Origin of the sequence: Bradyrhizobium sp. UBA2491 (assembly GCF_002341725.1) — a bacterium.
Classification (GTDB): Bacteria; Pseudomonadota; Alphaproteobacteria; order Rhizobiales; family Xanthobacteraceae; genus Bradyrhizobium.
In genome coordinates this window covers 74,185-96,206 of sequence record NZ_DDOP01000078.1, presented here as the reverse complement: position 1 = coordinate 96,206, position 22,022 = coordinate 74,185, and the positions used below count along the sequence as shown (strand labels likewise).

Here is a 22,022-nt window from a genome sequence, read left to right as displayed (position 1 = left end):
AGCGAGATCAGGCGGACAAATCAGCTGCGGCTGGCGGCCGGCGTGGCACGCCAGGTCAGCGTAGCCGCGGGGGCTGCGGCATCGTTCCGGTCTTCGATCGCCAGGATGCGATCATGGTCGAGGGCGGTCAGCCCGACCGTGTAGACTGCAACGTCTTCCTCGAAACCGTCGACCGGGATCAGCAGCATGCCCTCGTCGTTCGACGCGCGGAACTGACGGCCGCTCCTGTCGAGGCCGGCGTCGGTCAGCCGGTCCGCGGCGATCGCCTTGATGCCGGAATTGTCCGTGGCCTTTGCCGCACTCTCGCCGTGCTGGACGGTGACGCCATGGAGCAGGCCATTGCGGGCGAGCTTCGCCAACGGCAGCGCGATCGTCGTGACCGCCATGCGCCGCGACAGCGGAATTCGCAGCCGGAGGTCGCCGAACCCGGTGTGAAAGACGGTGACGGTCTGAAGCGACGCCTGACCGTCCTGCCCGAACAGGCCGACCTGCAACGTCCCGCATGGCGACTCGCCGAATACGTTGGCCGGAAGACGATTGGTGCCGAACAGCGTGTAAAGATAGGCGTGCGAAGGTGACAGCGCGGCAAAGCTGCCCGCCAGCCACATCGGCGGTGCTGGTGCGATGCAGGCGGTCGCGACGCCGCGGGCGATGATGCAATCATTGATGAAGCTGGCATCGAGCAGTGGCGCCAGCGCTTGTGTGCCGAGATTGACGTCATGCTTGATGCCGCTGAGCAGCACGAGCTCGTCATCGTCGGGCAGCAACAGCAAGCGTCCGAGGACGGCGGTGGCCCAGCGCGCCGCGACGGTGGGGTTCGCGTGCGGCAGCAGGCCGTAGCGCGGTGCCAGCTCCCGGGCGCGGGAAGCATAGGCCAGCGCGCCTGCTCGCACCTCGGTCGCCAGCGCAAGCTGAGCGGCCGGGCGCTGGTCGGCCTCTCGCATCACCTCGCCACCGCGGTAGTCGCGCGCCGATCCTTCGGCGGAACAGCAGAGCTGCTCCAGCAAGGCGACATTGCGGATCAGCATGCGCTTGACGTGCGGGGTGACCACCCGATCCGAAATCAGCCCCTCGGCGGTGTCGCTATCGGCGATGTCGTCGAACGCATCGTCCAGCGTCAGCAGATAGGCACCGTGCAGGCGAATGCGAATGCCCTCGCAATCGAAGATGCGCCGCAGCGACTTCTGCACGCTTGCCGAATAGCCGAGGTCGACGAGGATCAGATCGGTGCAGCCGTCGAAATCCTCGATCCGTGCGCGAAGGTAGGCGAGCAGGCGCGTACGAACGCCGGTGGCGATATCGGCGATCTCGCTCGGGTCCATCAGATCGGGCAGCGCGTCGGCGAGCTCGCGTCCGCTCGCGATGCCGTCGGGAAACTGCGCAAAGAACTTCATCACCGCGGGGGGCTGCACCTTGACGATGTCGATGAAGGTCGACGCGTCGATCTTGACGACCCGGCTCAGCAGCTCGCAGAGCGGCTCGAGCGTATCGGCAGATCCGACCAGACTGACACGGCGATTGATCTCGACATAGGCACCGGCCTCGCCACGGGTCTCTTGCCAGACACGATACGGCAGTAATCCATCGCGGCCGAGAAATCCGATCGCAACGCGCTTGCCCTCGCGGGTGAGCGCCATGCGCCGCTCTTCGATGAATGCGTCGAACGCCGCCATCACCGGGCCGAGTACGGTGACGCCGAGGTGGAAGGCCGGCGATTGTTCCGCGCTTCGCGCAGTCACCACACGCCGCAGCGTGCGGGCGCCGTCATCGAGCCGCGACGGCCGATCGGGGCACAGCAATTCGAAGATCGACGTTTCGCGCTGAAACTTGGACGCCAGCGCGGCGCTCGCCTGCGGATAGTAGCGCGGGCGGATGCCGTGACGGCGCGCGCCCTTGATATCGGCGTTGTGATTGTCGCCGATGTGGAACGAGCTTGCCGCATCGATGCCTTGCTCGGCGAGATAGGTCTCGAACAGCGTTTCGCTCTTGCTGCTGCCGTGGTCACAGGACGCATAGAGGAAATCCCAGGTCAGCCCGGGGCTGCAGGTCCGCAGCAACTGCGCGAGCTGTCCGGTGTTCCAATAGGTGTCGGAGATGAAGCCGACGCGAAGATTGCCGCGCTTCATGTCCAGATATTGCTCGACCATTTCCGGATTGACGCGGCACAGCTCGAGCTCGGCCTCGAACTCGATCCGCGCGAGATCCTGCAATGCGTCGCGGTTCAGGCCGAACAGCCTGAACGGAAAGTACTTATAGATGTCGGCGATGCACACTTCGGTGGAGCCGTTGCGCTCCTGCGCCAACTTGCGCGCGCGCGTCTCCGCCTGGATTCGATGTTGAACGAAACTGTTGGACATATTTGGAAATTTTTCAGCAATGCAGGAAAGCTGAAAAACCCTTTCAAATACGCCATCTGGCGTCGTGCAGGCGCGCAACAGAAATGTATCGAAAACATCGAATGAACATGCAGAAACATTCTGCGCTCGACGCGTCGCGTCGACCGTCACGATCGTCATGCGCAAGATTCCCGCCAGTCCTCATGCGTTCAACGCGCGCGTGAGACAAATCAGGCGCGTCAGTTCAAAAAAGTTGATGTGGGATTCGAAATCGCGCGCTTCGCGACTGACAGATTCAAAAAATCCGATAACGTCGAAACAGTGATTCGGAAAAAATTGCCTAGTCGCAATCGTCGAATGCAAGATGGCGACCACGCGGCAATGAGTCACTGGCATGCTCCACGCATGCACGTGTTCGCGTAGCGTTAGTCGATGTGACAACAGCGTTTTCCGGCGCGACGATCTCTCCCGCGGGAATGCGAGGCGATGCTGAACGATTGCTCCAAATCCTGGCGAACTTTTCCACGCGCAGTGGCGCGGCGGCAGCTTTTGCCGGGCGGTCGGCAAAAAAATCCAGCTAAGCATTTGAAAAATAACAAAAAAATTTCGCCTGGTTTGCCTGACGCCTCCGTTCAACGCTCAGAAGCCGTCTGGGATGTGTGCCAGCGGCGCGGGTTGGAGAGCGGGGCATGAGTTACGCGCTTGATATGACGGCAGCGGCCGAGATCGAGGCCACGACGGCTGCGGTCGCGCCGCTCGAAGCGGCTGCCCCCTGGATCGACGTCCCCACGGTCGCGGATGCAGGTCCGCTCGATACCGTCGAGATCCAGGACGAGGACAAGGAATTGCTCGATCGCCTCGCCGCCGGCGACGAGACGGCGTTTCGTGCTCTCGTCGAACGTCATGTCGATCGCGCCTACGCGATCGCGCTGCGCATCGTCGGCAACGCCGCCGACGCCGAGGACGTGGTGCAGGACACCATGCTGAAGGTATGGACGCATCGCGGCCGCTGGCAGCATGGCCGCGCCAAGTTCTCGACCTGGCTGTATCGCGTGGTCAGCAACCGTTGCATTGATCTGCGCCGCAAGCCGCGCACCGAGAACGTCGATGTCGTGCCCGAAGTGGCCGACACCCAGCTCGATGCCTCCACCGTCATCGAGCGCAACGAGATCGGCAATCTTCTGGAGGTCGCGATGCAGCGGCTGCCCGAGCAGCAGCGCGTCGCGGTGATCCTCTCCTATCACGAGAACATGAGCAACGGCGAGATCGCCGAGGTGATGGATACGACGGTCGCTGCGGTGGAATCGCTCCTCAAGCGAGGGCGACAACAGTTGCGCGAAATGCTCAAGCGGCACGAGCGGGACCTGCGCGGCGCGTTTACCGACTGCTAACCATAAATTCCGGCTTCTGAAGATTTCGCGCCTGACCACCGACGGCCGACCCGTTTGATCGGGCGGACGGGGGCTGGATCCGCGTCACCTCTCACTTTCACGATGCGGCATGCCATGCCCCATCAGCACAGGAGCTACTCATGCCCGCAATTTCCACCAATACAGCCGCGAACGCCGCGGTCCGTTACCTCAACATCAACTCGGCGCAGGAAAGCAGTGCGCTGTCGAAACTGTCGAGCGGTTCGCGCATCACCTCGGCTTCCGACGACGCCGCCGGTCTCGCGATCTCGACCCGCATCTCGTCCGACATCACGACGCTGCAGCAGGCTGCGACCAACGCCTCGCAGGCGACCTCGATCCTGCAGACCGCCGACGGCGGCGCGTCCAACATTTCCGACATTCTCGCCCGCATGAAGTCGCTGGCCTCGGAGTCCGCCTCCGGCACCGTGACCGACTCCAGCCGCGCCTACATCAACTCGGAATTCTCGCAGCTCACGAGCGAAATCGATTCGATCGCGACCGGCACCCGCTACAGCAGCCAGAGCCTGCTCGATGGTTCGAGCGTGTTCTCGTCGGGCGTTGCCGTGCTGGTCGGCTCGACCGCGAGCGACACCATCACCATCACGCTCACGAGCCTGACTTCGTCCTCGCTCGGCGTGAGCTCGCTCGACGTCTCCACGCTGTCGGGCGCCACCAGCGCGATGAGCGCCCTGGATACGGCGATCAATAGCGTGTCGGCCGCGCGCGCCGCGATCGGTGCCCAGGAATCCCGCTTCAACTTCAGCGCGGACTCGATTTCGACCCAGACCCAGAACCTACAGTCGGCCAACTCGGCGATCATGGACGTGGATATCGCCGCCGAACAGGCGACGCTGTCCTCCGCCGAAGTGAAGACCCAGGCGGCGGTGTCGGCCGAAACCGCGGCCAACCAGATGCCGCAGTATCTGCTCAAGCTCCTCGGCTAGTTCGGACTCACGAGTGTCGGGCCGGCCTAACGCCGGCCCGATCCCTTTGACGGCGGACGTGTTGACATGACGGTAAGCAGCGCCACCTCGAGCACGGCCGGAACGACCTCTTCGAGCTCCAGTTCGCCGAGCTCGGCGGATACGGTGACGACCACCGGTACGACCAACTCGACCAGCATCGACTGGACCCAGCTGATCCAGGCCGAAGTCAACGCCAAGCTGGCCTCCGCGACGGCGATCACCACCAAGATCACTGCGAACCAGGCCAAGATAAGTGCCTACACGAACCTGCAGACCGAGCTTTCGACGCTGGCATCGGGCCTGACTTCACTGAGCACCTCGATCGTCAATTCGCTCGCCACCAACGCATTCGCGACGCGCGCGGCGACGATTTCGTCCACCGGCGACGTCAGCGCGTCCTCCGCGCTCAACATGAGCGTCAACAGTGGATCGGCGACCGGCAACCATACCCTCCAGATCACCCAGCTCGCGACCGCGCAGAAGGTGATCGGCTCCTCGCAGTCGAGCACGTCCACCGCACTCGGCCTTTCCGGCACGTTTTCGCTGGGTTTGGCCGGCGGCACCAGCTCGGCGATTACGATCACCAGCGGCATGTCGATGCAGGACATCGTCGACACCATCAATGCGCAGACCTCGACCACCAATGTGCAGGCCTCGATCGTCCAGGTGTCGAGCGGTTCCTACGAGATGGTGCTGACGGGGACCCAGGACGCGGCAAACATCACCTATTCGTCGACATCCGGCGACGACATCCTGAACAAGCTCGGCGTCACCGGCACGTCCGGGGCTTTCACCAACGTGTTGCAGACGGCGCAGTCCGCGGAGTTCACGCTCGACGGCATCTCGCTCACCCGCAACACCAACGACATCTCCGACGTCCTCTCCGGCGTCACCTTCGACCTGCTGCAGCCGACGCCGAGCGGCACGAGCCTGAATATCAGCATCCAGACCGACACCAGCCAGATCACGTCAGCGCTGCAGAGCTTCGTCACCAACTACAACGCCTTTCGCGACCAGGTCATCGCGCAGTCCGCACAGAATTCCGATGGCACGGCCTCGTCGAGCGCTGTGCTGTTCGGCGACAGCACGATGCGGGACATCATGACCCAGCTTCAGCAGGTGCTGAGCGGGTCCGTCGGCAGCATGACGATGGCCGATCTCGGTCTGTCCTTCAACCAGAACAACGAGCTGCAGCTCGACACCGGCACGTTGTCGACGGTGCTGACGCAGAATCTCGCCGGCGTGACCTCGCTGCTTTCGGCGCAGACCACGACGTCGTCGAGCCAGCTCAGCGTGGTCAACACGGGCACCTCGCCGCAATCGTTCACGCTCGACCTGACGGTGGATTCGTCCGGCACGCTGACCGGCGCCTCCGTCGGTGGCGACAGTTCCGGATTTTCGGTGGTCGGCAACACCATCATCGGCAATGCCGGCACGATCTATGCCGGTATGGCATTCAACTATACCGGCTCGACCTCGCAATCGATCAACGTGACCTCGACTTCCGGCCTTGCGTCGCAGATCTACCAGATCGCGCAGACCAATTCCGCGAACAGCGGGTCGTTGCAGACGCTGATCAGCAATTTGCAGTCGACCGACGACGACATGCAGACCCAGGTCAACAGCATCCAGAGCGACGCGGCGACCTACCAGACGCAGCTGCAGACGCAATACGCCAACTATCAGGCAGCCATTGAAACGGCCAACAACACACTGGGCTACCTGAAAGCCCTTCTGAACTCAGCATCGAGTAACTGATGACCCAAAATGCGACTGCCTATCACGCCAACAATGCTTACCGATCTGCCGCGGTCGCGGTGCCGCCGCTGAAGGCGGTGGTGATGCTGTGCGACGGCGCGATCACGCTGTTGCAGAAGGCGCTGGATGCACACGACGCCAAGCGTTTCGAGGAAGGGCATGCCTATCTGACGCGGGCAACCGCGATCCTGCGCGGACTGAGCCACAATCTCGACTTCACCCGCGGCGGCGCGATCGCCGATCGTCTGTTCCGGACCTACAATGCCTTGATCATGGCGTGCCTGCGTTCCTATGGCCGGCCGGGCGCCCGCGAGAACTTCCGGCGCATTATCGCCAGCCTGACGGAACTCCGGGATGCCTGGAAGTTCGTCGACGTAACCGCCGGCCAGGCCGCCAAGGCCAAAGCGCTCGACAAGACACCCGACAAGGCACTCGAATCAGTCGCCGGCCGCTGAGCGCGGAAGAACGGACGAATCGCCCCCGGGGCAGCGGCTTCTCGGGGTGGGACGGGGCGCCCGGGCCGGCGTCCTGACGGGGAAATGGCCGCTCGGTGGGCATCATGCTGGACCTGGCGCTACGGCGGCGGAAATTGATTTCCGCCGTCCCGCGAATGCTTTATGACAGCCTTGGCGACGAGGCTGGATCTGCGCGCGGGATGGACGTTGCGACATTCGAAGACCTGATCGATCGGCTGGGGGAGGATCTGTCCCGCTGGCCCGATGATCAACGTCTTGCCGCCGTCCAGCTCCTTGCGTCTTCTGCCGAGGCCCGGACGCTTTACGAAGAGGCGAGCGCAATCCGTCGGGCGCTGACGGCGCCACCGGTCCGCGCCCCCAATGGCTTGGCGGATCGCATCGTGACCGCGGCGGCGAAATTGCCGAGGGAGCCGGCCGCGCCCGACGACCAGCCGAGTGACGCCGAGGGTAGCGGTGAATCCGCGCCGCAGGGCAAGGTGCTGCCCGCGCTGTTGCTGGCGCTTTGCCTGTTGCCCGCATTGACGCCGCCGGCCTTGATGCTCGCCGAGCCGGATCGGCCGATCAGCCTGTCACTCTAAAAGCCTTCCAGCGTTCTTCGCGGCCTCGCGCGCATGCGCGCCTCCGGGCCGCAGCCAACGCGGCAAATTCTGCCGATTAATCAAATGATTCCGTGTGGATGAATCCGCGCCTGAAATCGGCGCGCCGTCCGTTTTATCTGCGAACGACTTCACGACCCCAATGTTCCCACGCGTTCCGCCGCCTTCACCCGCGGCGAAGAGAGCCTTGTCATGACCGTTTCCTCGGCAACCTCTGCTGCAACCTCCGCCGCCTCGAGCTCGTCGTCGAGCGCGGCGTCCAGTGCGTCGATGGGGCTGACCTCGAGCGATTTCCTCAACCTGCTCGTCAGCGAGTTGCAGAACCAGGATCCGCTCAACGCCACCAGCACGACCGACTTCATCAACCAGCTCACCTCGTACGCCAATTTCAACGAGCAGCAATCGATCAACACCAGCATGACATCGCTGGCGAGCTCGTTCTCGAGCCTCGTGACGCTCAACTCGGTCAACTATATCGGTCACACGGTCGAGGCCAAGACCAACACCGCGGAGCTGACCAACGGCTCGGCGACGTTCGGCTACTCGCTGACCTCGGCCGCGTCCAACGTCGCGATCACGATCCAGGATTCCTCCGGCAACACGGTGTGGAGCGGCAAGGGCACCGGCAACGCCGGCTCGAACAGCTTCACCTGGAACGGGCAGACCACGAGCGGCACCCAGCTCAGCAATGGCGGTCAGTACACGATCCAGGTCACCGCGACCGATTCAGCCGGCAATTCGCTGCTCAGCTACACTACGATGACGGGAACGGTGACCGGGATCGATGCCTCCGGCTCGACGCCCTCGTTGCTCGTCAACGGCGTCCCCGTCAGCGCCGCCAACATCATCGGCGTCTCGTCCTGATTGCTTCCGGAGTTTTATCATGAGTCTCACTGGCGCACTTTCCTCGGCGATCTCGGCGCTCAATGCGCAGAGCCAGTCGCTGGCAATGATTTCCGACAACATTTCCAACGCCGACACCACGGGCTACAAGACCACGTCGGCGATGTTCAACGATCTGGTGACGGCATCGAACAGCGCGACCGCCTACACCTCCGGCGGCGTCACGGTGAACGGCCGCGCCAACATCACCCAGCAGGGATTGCTGGCCGCGACCACCAATGCCACTGACGTCGCGATCCAGGGCAGCGGCTTCTTCGTCACCACCAACGCGACGACCGGCGGTACCACCTCCTATACGCGCAACGGCGCGTTCACCACCGACAATTCGGGCTACCTCGTCAACAACGGCAACTACCTCGAGGGCTGGCGCACCGACGCCCAGGGCAACATCATCGGCAATGCCTCGGCTGCGAGCCTCGGGCCGATCAATACCCAGGTCGCCTCCACCAGCGGCAGCGCCACCACCAAGACGACGATCGCGGCGAACCTGCCGGCGGATGCCGCCGTCGGCGCGACCTTCAACAGCTCGATGACGGTCTACGATTCGCTCGGCACGGCGAGCACGATCCAGATCGACTGGAAAAAGACCGCCGACAATGCATGGACTGCGAGCTTCGAGCAGCCGAAGCTCGCGTCGGCCCCCACGACTGCCAGCGCCAACCCGATCACCGATACGGTTGCCATTACCTTCAATGCCGATGGCTCGCTCAATTCGACGGTGCCGAGCCCGCCGACCATCTCGGTGACTGGCTGGACGGACGGCGCGGCCGACAGCTCGACCGCCAATGGCACGGCGATCACGCTCAATCTCGGCACGGCAGGCAAGACCGACGGCCTGACGCAATACTCGTCGGGCGAAACCACACCCGCCGTCGATCTCACCGGCATCACGTCGGACGGCCTGCCTTACGGCAAGCTGAGCAGCATCTCGATCGGCAAGGGCGGCGTGGTCGACGCGACCTACTCCAATGGGCAGACCATCGCGATCTACAAGATCGCGGTCGCGACCTTCAGCGATCCCAACGGATTGAACGCGGCCAGCGACGGCATGTACTCGTCGACGGCAGCTTCCGGCAACGCCACGCTGCAGACCTCGGGAACCAACGGCGCGGGCACGATTTACGGCAGCGAGCTGGAGTCCAGCACCACCGACACCAGCGGCCAGTTCTCCAACATGATCTCGGCGCAGCAAGCCTATTCGGCGGCGTCGCAGGTGATCACCACCGTCGACAAGATGTTCGACACGCTGATCTCGGCGGTGTCGCGATGATGTCAGCGGAAACCAATGACCGCCTGCTGATCAGGCTGCGGCGGCTGAAGGCGAAGGCCGATTCGGTTCAGCCGCACGACCGCAAGCAGCTCTGCGCGTTGCTCGACGACATCGAAACATTGCGCGATCTGCTGATGCGCGAATGCGCGCGGGTCGACCAGGAACTCAACCGGGCCAAGGTCCGGGTAACAGCGATCACCGCCTACGGACGCAGCGCGCAATCGGTCCGCGCCATGCGTCGCGGCCACTAGCTTGAACGGGAGCGATGACATGACACCGGAACGCAACATCAAGATCAATCCCGCGGGCAATGACGAGCGCGCCAGGTCGTTGATCGCGCTGATCGACAACCTGATTGCGATCGTGAACGAGGAGAATGTCGAGCTCGCCAAGGGCCTGCCGGCGTCGCGGCTGAAGCAGGTCGACGAGAAGAACCGGCTTGCAAGCCTGTTCGAGCAGTGTGTGGCCGAAGCGGTCGGCAAGACGGCCAATCTCAATGTCCAGGATCGCGTGCTGCGCGAGCAACTGATGGAGCGGATCCTGAAGCTCCGGGTCGCGATGGACGAGAACGTGATGCGGCTGCGCGCGGCGATCGATGCCAGCAACCGCAGGATCGAGGCGATCATGCAGGCGATCCGCGAGCAGATCGCCAACGTGTCGCCCTACGGCGCAGCCGGCCGTCGCGTCACGCCCGCGATGTCCTATGGCACCAACGTGCGGGCCTGATCGGGCTCGCACCGGAGGGTATTGGCCGTGTCGTCGCTTGATATCGCACGAAGCATCGCATTCAGCGGGTTGTCGGCCACGCAGGTCCAGATCAGCGTGGCCTCGGCCAATATCTCCAATGCCGACACCAAGGGCTACACCGAGAAGACCGCCAACCAGAGCAGCAGCGTCACCGCCGGCGTCGGCACCGGCGTCACGATCACGGGGATCAGCAGCTCGGTCGACAAGCTGCTCCTCAAATCGCTGGTCGGAGCCGATTCCGATCTTGGCGCCGCTAACACCAACAACAGCTATCTGACCCAGCTCGAGCAGCTCTACGGTAGCGCCTCAGGCGGCGACAGCTCGACGACGGGCACTTCGCTCGCCAACACGATCGCGGCATTCCAGTCGGCGTTGTCGTCGCTGGCGAGCACGCCGAGCAGTGCGTCGTTGCAGGCCAACGCGGTCAGTGCGCTCTCCGCGGTCACGACCCAGTTGCAGCAGACCTCCAGCGGAATCCAGAAGCTGCGCGGCAACGCCGACCAGGATATTGCGTCGTCAGTCACCGATATCAATTCCGACTTGCAGCAGATCTCCGACCTCAACAAGCAGATCAAGCAGGAGGCGGCCGCCGGCCAGCCCACCGCCGATCTCGAGGACCAGCGCAACAGTGCGTTGCAGGACCTGGCCTCGCAAATGAATGTGAGCTATTTCACGACGTCGAGCGGCGACCTACAGGTCTATACCGGGTCGGGACAGGCGTTGGTCGATAGCACAGCGCACCCGTTGAGCTATACGGCGACGTCCAATGTCACGGCCGCGACGACGTACGTCGCTGGATCTTCGTCGAGCGGCTTCAGCGCCATCACGGTCAACGGGGTCGACATCACCTCGCAAATCACCTCTGGCAACATCAGTGCGCTGGTCACCCTGCGTGACCAGACGCTGCCGGCCGCGCAGGCGCAGCTCGACGAGCTTGCCCAGCAATTTACCGCCAGCGTGAATGCCGTATCGAACCAGGGCACCTCCCTGCCGCTGCCTGCCAGTCTGACCGGGACCGCCACCGTCAGCAGCACGACGCCGCTGTCAGCGACCGGAACGGTACGGATTGCAGTGACCGACCAGAGCGGCAATCTGGTGTCCTACAAGGACCTCAATCTCTCGTCGGACACGACGGTTGGCTCGCTCGTCAGCGATATCAATAGCAACGTGCCCGGCGTGACGGCCTCGATCGATGCCAACGGACATTTGACGATTTCCGCGACCGGGTCCGGCAACGGCGTCGCCATCAACGAGATGACGAGCTCGGTCGGAAGTTCCGGGCAGGGCTTCTCGGACTATTTCGGGCTCAACGACCTGATCACGGGCACCAACGCTTCGAACATCGCGGTTCGCAGCGACATCCTCAGCGGGGCATCGGCGTTGCCGACGGCCACGCTCGACAGCTCGGCCACGCTCACGGCAGGAAACGCGGTGCTGTCACCGGGCTCGGCGACGGTGTTGAATGCGCTCTCGAGCGCGCTGACGGGGTCGACCAACTTCGCCATGGCCGGCGGGCTCGGCGCCACCACCGGCTCGTTCACCGACTATGCGGCAGCGATCGTTGCCAACGTCGCCAGCAAGTCAAGCCAAGCGTCGGCGACCTATACAGCCAAGCAGACCGCGCAGTCGACCTATGCGAATACGCTGTCGTCGCAGTCGGGCGTCAACATCGACCAGGAAAGCGCGAATCTGAGCGCGTTGCAGAACAAGTACGCTGCCGCGTCCCAGATCATTACGGCCATCAACGCCATGTTCTCGGCGCTCATGACCGCAATGACCGCGAGCTAGGCGAGGCCGTCGTCATGATGATGCGTGTTGCCACCTTTGCGCAGTCGGATCAGATGATCTCAAGCGCGCTGCGGGTGCAGGCCGCGATGGCCAACGAGCAGGTGCAGGAGTCGTCCGGCCTGCAATCGGAGGACTTCGGCGGGTATGGCTCCGGCGCCGGGCGTGTCATCAACCTGCAGGTCTCGGTGACGCGTGCGCAGTCCTATATCGATGCAAGCACGCTCGCTGACAACAAGGTGCAGGCGATGTATTCGGCGGTGGGCTCGGTGACCGATATCATCACCCAGCTGCGTACCCAGCTCAGTGCCGCCACCGTAGGCAGCAGCACGGCGACGGCCTCGGTGATCAACTATTCCCAGCAGGCGTTGTCGCAGATGCAGGGGCTGCTCAACACCCAGTACGACGGCGAATACGTCTTCAGCGGCGCCCGCACTGACACCGCACCGGCCGACCTGTCGAGCTTTGCAACGGGCACCGGCTCGTTGACCACGGCCGATACCAGCTACTACGAGGGCGACAGCGAGATCGCGTCGGTGCGCGTTTCGGACAGCCAGTCGGTCTCCTATGGCGTCACCGCCGACAATCCCGCCTTCGAGCAGGTTATGCGGCTGCTGAAGTTCGTCGGCAACAGCACGACGTTGTCATCGAGCGACATAACCCAGGCGCTCGACCTCGCCAACAGTGCGTTGGATGCGACGTCAACCGTACAGGCAAAGCTGTCGACCGACGCGGCGCAGATCGAGACCGCCAGCTCGAACCAGAGCGACTACCAGTCTTTTGCGAAGACGCTGTCGACCGACCTTACCAGCGTCGATGTCGCCGCGGTGACGGCGCAGCTTTCGACCTATCAGGCCCAGCTGACCGCGTCCTATTCGGCGATCTCGAAGATCCAGAGCCTGAATCTGGCGAGTTATCTGAGATAACCTGCGGTCTCGCGCATCACCGGCTCAAGATCTTTAGCCAGACATCACCGAGGACGGCCGGCTCGCGCGGCGCGAGCCAGGTGAGACCAGCGGCTTGGCCGAGCTGAGCGATGATGCCCTTGTTCTGCAACTCCTCGAGCGCCGCATTGACGGCGTCCAGCAGTGCCTTGTCGGTTTCGAGCGCGACGTAACCGCGGTTGGCGCCGATCGGATAATAATAGCCGGAGGCCGTGATCTTGGTGTCGGGATGGCTCGCGCGGTAGGCGTCGAAGCGGCGCAGGTCGAGCAGCGTGGCATCGTATTCGCCGCGCTCGAGCTCGCCCAGGAGGTCGCTGCGCCCCGGAACGAGGTGGGTGATGTCGTCGATCAGCTTTCCCTTGTCGAAGGTCATCAGAATGGCATCGCCCAGCGTGCCGCTTTCGATCGTGAGGCGAAGCCCGGCGAGATCGCCGATATCGCTGATCTTGCGGTCCTTGATCCTGTCCCCGGCCTTGGCGCCGAGCAGGACCGTCATCGGCGAATAGATGTAAGGCCGGCTCGGCGCCAGCACGCCGATTGGAATCCGCCGGCGGCGATCCTCGCGGGTGGCGCCGTCGAAGTCGGGCAGCTTGGCCGTGGCGACGCCGGGCGTCACCAGCGAGTCCTTGGTCAGGGCGTAGCCACCGACCAGTGAGCAGCGGCCGTCCGACAGCAGCGCGTTGGCCTCGAGCGCGGGGCTCGAATCCTCGTCGAGCTTGCTCTCGAACCACTGGATCTTGAGCGGCCGTCCAAGCCGCTCGGCAATGGCTTGTGCGAGCGCCACGTCGAAGCCGGAATCCGGCTTGCCGCGGTGATGTGCCGACAACGGTGGAAGATCCTCGTCGAGGCAGATCTTGAGCGGGTCGTCGGCGGCATTGGCTACGCCCGCCATTGCCAGAAGCAGTGCTGTTGCCGCGCCTGCAAGGAGAGCCTTCATGGCGTCCTCCGGCTCGCCAGGAAGGCCCAGACGTCCGCAATCTCCTGTTCGGTCAGGATGTCGGCCCAGGGCGGCATCTTGCCGTTCTTGCCTTGCTTCACGGTGGTCACGAAGCGCGTCTTGTCGTCGGGAAACGCGCGCAGGTCCGGCGTGATGGTGCCGGAGTTGACCATGTTGGGTCCATGGCAGTGCGAGCAGTTCTTGGCGTAGGTGATCTTGCCCTGGTCGGCCTGTCCCTGAAGGTCGATTGCACTGGCTTGCTGTGCGGCCGCCGGGATCAACATGATCAAGGTTGCCGCGACGGCGGCGAGGATCGCCGCCGTCAACGAGGTTACGCTTTCAGTCACGTGTGCTCCGCGCTCAGTTCTTGACCGCGAAAACCCACAGCGAGCCGCCCGGTGGCACCTTGGCCAGCCGCTCGTCGCCGGAGAACAGCGAGTAGACGCCGCCATAGCCCGAGTTGACGGCGATATACTGCACGCCGTCCTGCTGCCAGGTGATGGGTTGCCCCTCGATGCCCGAGCCGGTCTGGAACTGCCAGAGCTTCTTGCCGGTATCGGCGTCGAACGCCTCGAATTCGCCGGTCAACTGGCCGGAGAACACCACGCCACCGGCGGTGGAGAGCACGCCGGAGAAGCGCGGAATGTCGCTTGGCGCTTCCCACTTCGCCTTGCCGGTCATCGGATCGATCGCCTTGAGATGGCCGCGAGGTCCGGTGCCCCATTCCCAGGGATCGGTGAGATCCATGCCGACGTACCATTCGCCCTGCTTGTAGGTCGCCGGCTCGGACTTGTACTTGCCGCCGAACGCCAGCGTGTTGGCATAGGCGAGGCCAGTCTGCGGGTTGAACGACATCGGCTCCCAGTTCTTGCCGCCGAGGATCGACGGATAGACCGTGACCTTCTTGCCGTCACGCGCGTCCTTGACGACGTCGGTCTCGATCGGACGCCCGGTCTTCATGTCGACACCGGTTGCCCAATTGACGTTCACATAGGGATTGGCCGCGAGCAGCTTTCCGTTGGTGCGGTCGAGCACGTAGAAGAAGCCGTTGCGGTTGGCGTCCATCAGCACCTTGGTCGGCTTGCCCTCGACATTCATGTCGGCAAGCACCATCTCGGCCACCGAGTCATAGTCGAACGGGTTGTTCGGCGAGAACTGGTAATGCCACTTGATCTTGCCGGTCTTCGGATCAAGCGCGAGCACTGAGCAGGTGTAGAGGTTGTCGCCGGGACGTACGGCGGCGTTGAACGGTCCGGGATTGCCGATGCCCCAATACACCGTGTTCAGCTCTGGATCGTAGGAGCCGGTGATCCAGGTCGACCCGCCGCCGAGCTTCCAGGTGTCGCCCTTCCAGGTATCGCCACCAGGCTCGTCGGGCGTCGGAATCGAATAGGTCCGCCAGAGCTTCTTGCCGGTTGCGGGATCCCAGCCGTCGATGAAGCCACGGGTGCCGAACTCGGCGCCGGAGATGCCGGTGATGACGACGCCGTCGGCGACCAGCGGAGCTACCGTCATCGAGTAGCCTTCCTTGATGTCCGCCGCCTTCTGGCGCCACAGCTCCTTGCCGGTCTTGGCATCGAGCGCGATCACATTGGCGTCGAGGGTGGTGCGGAACACCTTGCCGTCATACAGCGCGGCGCCGCGGTTGATGATGCCGCAGCAGACGATACGCGGCGTCTCGGCGGGATACTCGACCTTGGTCTTCCAGATCTGCTTGCCGGTCTTGGCGTCGACCGCGATCGTGGCGCTGTGCGTGGTGACGTAGAGGACACCCTGATAGACGAGCGGCTGCGATTCCTCGCTGCGGTCGTCGTTCAGGCTGTAGTTCCAGACCGGCACCAGATTCTTGACGGTGTCCTTGTTGATCTGGTTCAGCGTCGAGAAGCGCTGAAGATTGTAACCCATTCCGTAATTGAGAACGTTCGATGTATCAGTCGCACCCTTGACCAACTGTTCGGTGGTCTGAGCGCTTGCACCATAAGATGCAAGAATCACGAGGCTTGCGGCCAGCGCAATGCGTCTCATCATATCCTCCCAATGAACCTTTTCTGCACGCCTATTCCTGACGTTGCGGACGGAACCATCGGCCTGAAACCAAAACGGGTCAATACGAAAACGTGAACGAACCCAGCCGACCGCGGAGGCTGGTCGAGAGGGACAAGTTTTCCGTAAGCGCCTCCGTAGCTTACCGTCACGTGGAATACGCAACACCACGCGTGGCCGGTGGCCATACCGCACTGCGCACGCTTCGATCAGCTCGACGGCGCGTGCGGACAGACGCTCGAACGCGGCTTCGTGCCCCGCTTGTCCGGCGGCACATTGCAATTGTCGATGCGCTGCTCATCGGTCCATTTGCGGCCGAGCCGCTCCTTGCCGGTGAGCGTGCGCTGCTGCACTGCCTCCGCCGCCGGAGCTCCATTCTGTGCGAACGTCGGCGCGATCAAAGTGAGCGCGACAAGGCAGCCCAACGCGCTTCTGCATCTGCCATTCATGGCGTCACCTCGCTCGTTCAAGCGCAATGCAATCGACCTGACATCACTGATGATCTGTGAGACGCTCTCTTTCCACCCGAAACCCGACATGGTCTTGCCGGTTGCACTGGTTGTAGGAAGCTGCATCGAAGCTGCTATGCTGGACCCTGATTTGCAGGGCACGCTCCATCTCGTTCGCCGGAGCGACATCGAAGGAGACGAACGATGATTTCGCGCCGATCTCTTGCTTTGACTTTAGCCGTGGCCGTTCTGTCTGGTCCCGCTTTGGCGGCATCCGGCCGGGGCAGCGCGCTCAAGATGCTCGATCCCGACAATGACGGCACGGTCGACCTTGCCGAAGCCAAGAAGGCCGCCGCCGACCTGTTCGCGAAGCTGGATCCTGATCATGACGGCACGCTCGACGTGCGCGAATTGCGCGGACGGTTGACCGCGAAGGAGCTCAAGATGGCGGACCCGGATCACGACGGCACGTTGACGCTCGACGAATACCTCGCGGTCGTCGAGCAGCGCTTCAAGGCTGCCGACCCCGACAATGACGGTACGCTGGATGCGAAGGAGCTGAAGTCACGCGCCGGCCGGGCCCTGCTGCGCCTGCTCAAATAGGCGCTTGCCGCCGGATTCCTGGCGGGCGAACTTCGGATTTGCCGCCAAAGCCCTGCGGACAACAAAAAATGGCGATTTCGCTCTTGGGCAAGATGTGGCCGGAGCAATGTGGTCTGCTTGACGGCGCGTCGCTGCCCGGCAACCGGAAAATGCCTGACAGAACAGTGTCGGGGTTTCCCGGCCGTTTCAGTGCGGGGCGGGCGTCGGCGAGCTGTCGTCCGTTTCGGCATGTCCAGCAGTGAAGTCGGGTCTTCACCGCCCGGCTTGCGCCCTGGAAAGGCCAGACCTGGCTTGCTGCGCGACGCGAGGCTTGCGTCAACTCATACTTGGGAGAAGGAAATGGCCTGGAAGACACCGAAGATCGTCGAAGTGCCGGTGGGCATGGAAATCAACATGTACGCCTGCGCGGCGCGTAAGTAAGCTCAGACAAGCAACGCGAGACGGCCTGTCCGGCTCATGCAGTTTGCTGCGTCGAGCCGTGGCAGGCGTCTTTCGCGGCTCTGGGTTCTTGTCTTCGCGTTTCTTTCGCGCGAACTGGTATCCACTTCGCCCAAAAACGCTCTGGCGACGCTCGTGCGGCTTCCCCAGATCCTTCCCACAAGACGTTGAGCTCGACCCTGCCTGCGCGATTGGCGGGCCGCATCGCTTCGTCCTACAGTGCGGTTCGAGGCGGTGGTTCGGGACAATGAATCTCGAGATCGGGAGAGCACGTTGGGTGGGCGTGGTCTGCGCGGCAATTGCCGGCATCGCCGCGGTGCTACCGCTTGCTGCCTACGCCGAGGGGTTTGATACCGAGCACATCTTCGGCTTCATGATCGGATCCGATGTCGGCGATGCCGGCGAGCGCGAATTCCAGAGCCAGACCACTGGACACTTCGTCAAGGATGGCGGCCGTTATCGCGCGCTCAATCAGGAAATGGAGATCGAACTCGTTCCGGCGCCGAACTTTCGTGTCGAGCTCGGGACGTCGTTCTCGGCGTTCGACATCAGCCACGTGCCGGGTTTTGACGATCGCCGTCAATTGTCGTGGCAGGGTGTCTCGGCGGACTTCCGCTATCGCTTTCTCGATCGCGACGTGGCGCCGTTCGGCATGACATTGGCGCTGGAGATGCACGCCGACCGTGTCGACGAGACGACCGCTGCCGCGGTCCGCAGCTATGGCACCGAATTCATAGTGGCGTTCGACCGCGAGGTGATTCCGAATTTCGTGGTCGCCGCCCTGAATGTCAGCTATGAGCCGGAATGGACTCGGATGCCGAGCACCGGCGCCGCTGAACAGGATGCCACGATCGGCGTCGCATTCGGGCTGATGGCCAAGTTGAGGCCGAATATTCAGCTCGGTGGCGAAGTGCGCTATTTCAGAAAATATGAAGGGATTGGCCTGGATGAATTCTCCGGCCAGGCGCTGTTCATCGGGCCTACGGCCTATGTCCAGCTCTCCGACCGCTCGCGGCTGACTGCGACCTGGAGCGTCCAGGCGTGGGGGCAGCGGGCAGGGAGCAACACCGTTCTCGACCTGGTCAATTTCGAACGCCATCAGGCGCGGCTGGTGTATGGCTTGAACTTCTAGGCCTGGTTCCCATAGCGCTTCACGGGGCTGTGAAACCGTCGACTGGCTGACTACGTATTTCGTCGTATTATCTAGTCATGAGCACGCTTTAGGGATCGCACATGAACCCGATAGATCTGATCGTCACTGTATGTGCCGTGTTGTCGCCCGCGACCTGCGAGGAGCAGCATTTGCTGTTCGACTGGAATGGCTCGTTGCAGCAATGTGCGATGGCCGCGCCACCATACATCGCGCAATGGGTCGGTCAGCATCCGAAATGGACTGCGGTGCGCTGGCGCTGCGAATATCCGCATTCCAATGACCGCGCTCGCACGGACGGCGAAGCGACCGCAGGTTAGCTATTTGTTGCAGTTCTTGAGGTCCTTGTCGGAGACCGAGAACACGGCATCGGCCTTGATCTCGATGTCGCGGACCAAGCACTGCCTGGCGCCGCTGTAGCCGACCTTGGCGTCGTAGCGGCCCGGCTCGACGCCGGTGATGCGCAGGCGCTCGTCGTGATCGACTTCCTTGTCCTTGTCGTTGAGCGTCTGGTTCGGACCCCACTCGTTCTTGCCGGCCGGCGAGAGCTCGAAGCTCGAGATCGTGGCGCTGGTCAGATTCCACAGCCGAATGCCCTTGCCCTTGCTCTGGGCAAGCACCGCGGCGGGCAACACCAGCAATCCAACACCAACGACAATCCAGGCGCGTGACATTCAATCTCTCCCTTGAGCTTTTGTCCGAGGATGACGGCAGATCACATATTTGCAAGGTCCAACTGCAAGAGCCGTTGCTTGATTTCGCCGATTTCGGGCTCGCCGCGCGCCGCGCGCTGCGCGGCGATGGTTTCGACATGAAGGATGCGAGCCGGCCGCGGCGACAGGAAGAACAGGCGATCGCCGAGGCGGACCGCATCGTCGAGATCATGCGTGACCAGCAGCGTCATCATCTTGTGGCTGGCCACCAGCGTGGCGACCTGGTCGCGCAACCGTCCCGCGAGGGCGTTGTCGAGCGAGGCCAGCGGCTCGTCGAGGATCAGGAAATCCGGCTCGACGGCGAAGGCGCGGGCAAGCGCGACGCGGCGGGCGAGGCCGAGTGACAATTCACCAGGAAAATGATTGCGGTGCACGCTCAATTCGAGCACCTCGAACAACGCCGACAGCGTGCCGTCGTCGACATCAGGTGCGGCGAGCCGGACGTTGTCCTCGACCGAACGCCAGGGCAGCAGCCGTGGCTCCTGGAACACCATGCCAAGCCGCATGCCGGGTGAGCGCGTGACATGACCGTGGTAGTTGGCGTCGAGGCCTGCGAGAATCCGGAGCAGGGTGCTCTTGCCGCAGCCCGACGGGCCGAACAGCACGCCGACCTCGCCGGCGTTCAGCGTGAAGGTGACGTTGTCGAGCACGTCGTGCCGCTTGCCGGCCGCGTTCTCGAAGCTCTTGCCTGTGATATTGACCTCAAGCTGCACGGAGCCGCCACCGCGTTAGCCGGGTTTCGAACGGCTGCACCAGCGCCGTCTCGATGACGAGCACGACCGCGGCGAAGCTCAGCGAGTAGGCGAGCAGCAAGGGAATGTCGAACAACTGGAAAGCGACGCCGATCTCGAAGCCGACACCGTTCGGCCGGCCCAGATATTCGGCGACCAGAACGATCTTCCAGACCAGCGAAAGCCCCGAGCGCGCCGCCGCCGCGATGTAGGGCGCAAGCTGTGGCAGGATCACATGCCGGAAAGCGCGGCCGCGCGGAATCGCGAATGCCGTTGCCATCTCGTCGAGCGCGGGATCCAGCGCGCGTGCCCCCTCACGCAGCGTGACGACCGCGGTCGGCAGCTTGTTGATGGCAATGGCGGCGATCGCGGCGACCTCGGTCAGCCCGGCCCAGATATAGGCCAGCACGATGACGACCAGGGCCGGCAAATTGAGCAGCAGGATCAGCCAAGGATCGCCGAGGCGGTTGGCAAGCGAAACGCGGCCCATCAGGTAGCCGATCGCCGAGCCGAGCGCCATTGCCAGCGTAAAGGCCAGCACCACCCGCGCCAGCGTGGCGCCGAGATTGACGAACAGCGCGCCCGAGCGGGCCTCGGCAGCGAGCACCGAGAGCACCGCCGGCGGTGCCGGCAATTTGGCATCGCCGATCACGAGCGAGGCGACCCACCAGGTCGCGATGAACAGCGCGAATGACAGGAGGCGCAGCACCCTCAGCCTCCAGGGATCGCTTGGTAGAACGTGCCGGGATCGAGCTCGGTTGCCGTGCCGACCAGATCGCGGCCGCCGAGCTGCGCCAGCACCCGGTAGAGCACGCGTGCATCCGCTTCCTCGTCGGCGATCGGGCGGCGTGGAATGCCTTCGCGGTAGCGGTCGCGATAGGCATGCAGGGTTGCTGCATCGCCGGCGCCGGTCAGCGGCGCGATCGCGTCCCATTCGGCGTCCGAGGTGGCGAGAATGTCCTTGGCGGCGCGAGTCACGGCGATGAAACGGGCCACCAGATCCTTGTGGGCATTGGCCCAGGTCTCGTCGAACACGTAACCGATCATCGCGATGCGACCCTTGGTGCCGAGCTTCTGCAGGATGTCCTCCATGCCGGCGAGCCGCCGAAAGCCCTTGGCTTCGAGCGCGGCGCAGAAATTCCAGTAGTTGAGCGTCGCATCCATCTCGCCGCCGAGCGTCTTGGCCGCAAGCAGCGGCGGCGCGCCGTAGACGATGGTCGCCTGCGATTTCAGGTCGACGCCGTCCTGCTTCAATGCGGCCTGCAACAGCAGCCAGTTCTTGTCGATCGGTCCGCCGGCGACGGCAAGCTTGCGTCCCCTGAGATCGGACAGCGTCTTCATTGGCGACGAGGCCGGGACCATCACGGCGCCCAGCGCGCTCGAATAGGGATAGAATTGCAGCCTGGCGCCGAGCGATCGCTCGCGCGACACCCAGGGCCAGTCTGACACCATGACATCTGCCGTACCGGAGCGCAGCGCGATCTTGCCGGCCTCGGGGCTGGCGAGCTCGACGACGTCGATCGACAAATTGGCCTTCTTGTCGAGACCATGGGAGCGAATGACGGCCAGTTCCCAAGCCAGCGTTCCGGTCTTCTGCGCTGCAACGCGGATGGTCTCCGCGTTGCACGAGGTGCCGAACTGCATGACCGCCAGAACTGCCGCAGCCAACACCGCGCGAACAGAGATGATCATCGTTTCTTGAGCCACTTCCCCGAATGTTTTCTTTTCTGTTCAACACCCATAGCATAGCTTGCGCGAAGGGAAGA

24 protein-coding genes are annotated in these 22,022 nt (G+C 63.4%); 16 read left to right on the top strand and 8 right to left on the bottom strand.

Annotated features, from left to right (window positions below):
- Positions 1-20: 20 nt before the first annotated feature.
- Positions 21-2,357, bottom strand: a complete 2,337-nt coding sequence (locus tag B2W55_RS25845) for a hypothetical protein (RefSeq protein WP_343206173.1) — start codon at positions 2,355-2,357, stop codon at positions 21-23.
- Positions 2,358-3,025: 668 nt separating this feature from the next.
- Between B2W55_RS25845 and B2W55_RS25840 the strand changes: the two genes are divergently transcribed.
- The 11 genes from B2W55_RS25840 (at position 3,026) to B2W55_RS25790 (ending at position 13,174) form a co-directional block, all read left to right on the top strand.
- Positions 3,026-3,727, top strand: a complete 702-nt coding sequence (locus B2W55_RS25840; protein WP_024580201.1) for an RNA polymerase sigma factor — start codon at positions 3,026-3,028, stop codon at positions 3,725-3,727.
- A gap of 140 nt (positions 3,728-3,867) precedes the next feature.
- A complete protein-coding gene (locus tag B2W55_RS25835; protein ID WP_024580202.1) occupies positions 3,868-4,692 on the top strand; it encodes a flagellin in 825 nt (274 codons plus the stop codon).
- Positions 4,693-4,758: 66 nt separating this feature from the next.
- Entirely contained in the window at positions 4,759-6,471 is a 1,713-nt protein-coding gene (fliD, locus tag B2W55_RS25830) for a flagellar filament capping protein FliD (protein ID WP_024580203.1), read from the top strand.
- On the top strand, positions 6,471-6,926 hold the full coding sequence (gene fliS, locus B2W55_RS25825; RefSeq protein ID WP_024580204.1) for a flagellar export chaperone FliS: 456 nt from the start codon (positions 6,471-6,473) through the stop codon (positions 6,924-6,926). Before fliD ends, fliS begins: the two co-directional genes overlap by 1 nt.
- Positions 6,927-7,030: 104 nt before the next feature.
- On the top strand, positions 7,031-7,525 hold the full coding sequence (locus B2W55_RS34225; protein ID WP_343206174.1) for a hypothetical protein: 495 nt from the start codon (positions 7,031-7,033) through the stop codon (positions 7,523-7,525).
- 210 nt (positions 7,526-7,735) lie between these two features.
- Positions 7,736-8,407 carry a flagellar hook assembly protein FlgD gene (locus B2W55_RS25815; protein ID WP_024580206.1) on the top strand — a complete coding sequence of 224 codons (672 nt, stop codon included), beginning with the start codon at positions 7,736-7,738 and terminating at the stop codon, positions 8,405-8,407.
- 19 nt (positions 8,408-8,426) lie between these two features.
- Positions 8,427-9,716 (top strand): flagellar hook protein FlgE, encoded by a 1,290-nt coding sequence (gene flgE, locus B2W55_RS25810; protein ID WP_024580207.1) that lies wholly within the window; start codon positions 8,427-8,429, stop codon positions 9,714-9,716.
- The gene (locus B2W55_RS25805; RefSeq protein WP_024580208.1) at positions 9,713-9,967 is read left to right on the top strand and encodes a hypothetical protein; all 255 of its coding nucleotides are present in this window, start codon (positions 9,713-9,715) and stop codon (positions 9,965-9,967) included. The genes flgE and B2W55_RS25805 overlap by 4 nt, the downstream gene beginning before the upstream one ends.
- 19 nt (positions 9,968-9,986) lie before the next feature.
- Positions 9,987-10,442 (top strand): hypothetical protein, encoded by a 456-nt coding sequence (locus tag B2W55_RS25800; protein WP_024580209.1) that lies wholly within the window; start codon positions 9,987-9,989, stop codon positions 10,440-10,442.
- Between the two features lie 27 nt (positions 10,443-10,469).
- On the top strand, positions 10,470-12,251 hold the full coding sequence (flgK, locus tag B2W55_RS25795; RefSeq protein WP_024580210.1) for a flagellar hook-associated protein FlgK: 1,782 nt from the start codon (positions 10,470-10,472) through the stop codon (positions 12,249-12,251).
- A gap of 14 nt (positions 12,252-12,265) precedes the next feature.
- The gene (locus B2W55_RS25790) at positions 12,266-13,174 is read left to right on the top strand and encodes a flagellin (RefSeq protein ID WP_024580211.1); all 909 of its coding nucleotides are present in this window, start codon (positions 12,266-12,268) and stop codon (positions 13,172-13,174) included.
- Positions 13,175-13,190: 16 nt separating this feature from the next.
- Here the strand turns inward: B2W55_RS25790 and B2W55_RS25785 are convergent, their stop codons facing one another.
- Genes B2W55_RS25785 through B2W55_RS25775 form a run of 3 tightly spaced genes read right to left on the bottom strand, consistent with a single transcriptional unit; the run spans position 13,191 to position 16,154 of the window.
- On the bottom strand, positions 13,191-14,129 hold the full coding sequence (locus tag B2W55_RS25785) for a substrate-binding periplasmic protein (protein WP_024580212.1): 939 nt from the start codon (positions 14,127-14,129) through the stop codon (positions 13,191-13,193).
- Complete coding sequence (locus B2W55_RS25780) at positions 14,126-14,476, bottom strand: c-type cytochrome (RefSeq protein WP_024580213.1); 351 nt, start codon at positions 14,474-14,476, stop codon at positions 14,126-14,128. Before B2W55_RS25780 ends, B2W55_RS25785 begins: the two co-directional genes overlap by 4 nt.
- 13 nt (positions 14,477-14,489) lie before the next feature.
- The gene (locus tag B2W55_RS25775; RefSeq protein WP_024580214.1) at positions 14,490-16,154 is read right to left on the bottom strand and encodes a methanol/ethanol family PQQ-dependent dehydrogenase; all 1,665 of its coding nucleotides are present in this window, start codon (positions 16,152-16,154) and stop codon (positions 14,490-14,492) included.
- A 198-nt stretch (positions 16,155-16,352) separates the two neighbouring features.
- Here B2W55_RS25775 and B2W55_RS25770 point away from each other — a divergent pair, with 198 nt between their 5' ends.
- The 5 genes from B2W55_RS25770 to B2W55_RS25750 all read left to right on the top strand — a co-directional run bounded on the left by B2W55_RS25770 (position 16,353) and on the right by B2W55_RS25750 (position 19,132).
- Complete coding sequence (locus tag B2W55_RS25770) at positions 16,353-16,829, top strand: hypothetical protein (protein ID WP_157817301.1); 477 nt, start codon at positions 16,353-16,355, stop codon at positions 16,827-16,829.
- On the top strand, positions 16,826-17,224 hold the full coding sequence (locus tag B2W55_RS25765) for an EF-hand domain-containing protein (protein WP_024580216.1): 399 nt from the start codon (positions 16,826-16,828) through the stop codon (positions 17,222-17,224). The genes B2W55_RS25770 and B2W55_RS25765 overlap by 4 nt, the downstream gene beginning before the upstream one ends.
- A gap of 339 nt (positions 17,225-17,563) precedes the next feature.
- On the top strand, positions 17,564-17,644 hold the full coding sequence (gene pqqA, locus B2W55_RS25760; protein ID WP_009031067.1) for a pyrroloquinoline quinone precursor peptide PqqA: 81 nt from the start codon (positions 17,564-17,566) through the stop codon (positions 17,642-17,644).
- Positions 17,645-17,702: 58 nt separating this feature from the next.
- On the top strand, positions 17,703-18,794 hold the full coding sequence (locus tag B2W55_RS25755; RefSeq protein ID WP_244468639.1) for a hypothetical protein: 1,092 nt from the start codon (positions 17,703-17,705) through the stop codon (positions 18,792-18,794).
- A 101-nt stretch (positions 18,795-18,895) separates the two neighbouring features.
- A complete protein-coding gene (locus B2W55_RS25750; protein WP_024580218.1) occupies positions 18,896-19,132 on the top strand; it encodes a hypothetical protein in 237 nt (78 codons plus the stop codon).
- Here B2W55_RS25750 and B2W55_RS25745 read toward each other — a convergent pair whose 3' ends face one another.
- Genes B2W55_RS25745 through B2W55_RS25730 form a run of 4 tightly spaced genes read right to left on the bottom strand, consistent with a single transcriptional unit; the run spans position 19,133 to position 21,948 of the window.
- Positions 19,133-19,486: a hypothetical protein gene (locus B2W55_RS25745; protein WP_024580219.1), complete on the bottom strand. Its 354-nt coding sequence runs from the start codon at positions 19,484-19,486 to the stop codon at positions 19,133-19,135.
- A gap of 41 nt (positions 19,487-19,527) precedes the next feature.
- On the bottom strand, positions 19,528-20,238 hold the full coding sequence (locus B2W55_RS25740; RefSeq protein ID WP_024580220.1) for an ABC transporter ATP-binding protein: 711 nt from the start codon (positions 20,236-20,238) through the stop codon (positions 19,528-19,530).
- Positions 20,228-20,965 carry an ABC transporter permease gene (locus B2W55_RS25735; RefSeq protein ID WP_024580221.1) on the bottom strand — a complete coding sequence of 246 codons (738 nt, stop codon included), beginning with the start codon at positions 20,963-20,965 and terminating at the stop codon, positions 20,228-20,230. The genes B2W55_RS25740 and B2W55_RS25735 overlap by 11 nt, the downstream gene beginning before the upstream one ends.
- Positions 20,966-20,967: 2 nt before the next feature.
- Positions 20,968-21,948, bottom strand: a complete 981-nt coding sequence (locus tag B2W55_RS25730; protein ID WP_024580222.1) for an ABC transporter substrate-binding protein — start codon at positions 21,946-21,948, stop codon at positions 20,968-20,970.
- Positions 21,949-22,022: the final 74 nt, after the last annotated feature.

What these genes read in the sequence shown, in the direction of transcription:
- B2W55_RS25845 (WP_343206173.1), bottom strand. Translation starts at nt 2,357, where the DNA reads ATGTCCAACAGTTTCGTTCAACATCGAATCCAGGCGGAGACGCGCGCG.
- B2W55_RS25840 (WP_024580201.1), top strand. Translation starts at nt 3,026, where the DNA reads ATGAGTTACGCGCTTGATATGACGGCAGCGGCCGAGATCGAGGCCACG.
- B2W55_RS25835 (WP_024580202.1), top strand. Translation starts at nt 3,868, where the DNA reads ATGCCCGCAATTTCCACCAATACAGCCGCGAACGCCGCGGTCCGTTAC.
- fliD (WP_024580203.1), top strand. Translation starts at nt 4,759, where the DNA reads ATGACGGTAAGCAGCGCCACCTCGAGCACGGCCGGAACGACCTCTTCG.
- fliS (WP_024580204.1), top strand. Translation starts at nt 6,471, where the DNA reads ATGACCCAAAATGCGACTGCCTATCACGCCAACAATGCTTACCGATCT.
- B2W55_RS34225 (WP_343206174.1), top strand. Translation starts at nt 7,031, where the DNA reads ATGCTGGACCTGGCGCTACGGCGGCGGAAATTGATTTCCGCCGTCCCG.
- B2W55_RS25815 (WP_024580206.1), top strand. Translation starts at nt 7,736, where the DNA reads ATGACCGTTTCCTCGGCAACCTCTGCTGCAACCTCCGCCGCCTCGAGC.
- flgE (WP_024580207.1), top strand. Translation starts at nt 8,427, where the DNA reads ATGAGTCTCACTGGCGCACTTTCCTCGGCGATCTCGGCGCTCAATGCG.
- B2W55_RS25805 (WP_024580208.1), top strand. Translation starts at nt 9,713, where the DNA reads ATGATGTCAGCGGAAACCAATGACCGCCTGCTGATCAGGCTGCGGCGG.
- B2W55_RS25800 (WP_024580209.1), top strand. Translation starts at nt 9,987, where the DNA reads ATGACACCGGAACGCAACATCAAGATCAATCCCGCGGGCAATGACGAG.
- B2W55_RS25790 (WP_024580211.1), top strand. Translation starts at nt 12,266, where the DNA reads ATGATGATGCGTGTTGCCACCTTTGCGCAGTCGGATCAGATGATCTCA.
- B2W55_RS25785 (WP_024580212.1), bottom strand. Translation starts at nt 14,129, where the DNA reads ATGAAGGCTCTCCTTGCAGGCGCGGCAACAGCACTGCTTCTGGCAATG.
- B2W55_RS25775 (WP_024580214.1), bottom strand. Translation starts at nt 16,154, where the DNA reads ATGAGACGCATTGCGCTGGCCGCAAGCCTCGTGATTCTTGCATCTTAT.
- B2W55_RS25765 (WP_024580216.1), top strand. Translation starts at nt 16,826, where the DNA reads ATGATTTCGCGCCGATCTCTTGCTTTGACTTTAGCCGTGGCCGTTCTG.
- pqqA (WP_009031067.1), top strand. Translation starts at nt 17,564, where the DNA reads ATGGCCTGGAAGACACCGAAGATCGTCGAAGTGCCGGTGGGCATGGAA.
- B2W55_RS25750 (WP_024580218.1), top strand. Translation starts at nt 18,896, where the DNA reads ATGAACCCGATAGATCTGATCGTCACTGTATGTGCCGTGTTGTCGCCC.
- B2W55_RS25745 (WP_024580219.1), bottom strand. Translation starts at nt 19,486, where the DNA reads ATGTCACGCGCCTGGATTGTCGTTGGTGTTGGATTGCTGGTGTTGCCC.
- B2W55_RS25730 (WP_024580222.1), bottom strand. Translation starts at nt 21,948, where the DNA reads ATGATCATCTCTGTTCGCGCGGTGTTGGCTGCGGCAGTTCTGGCGGTC.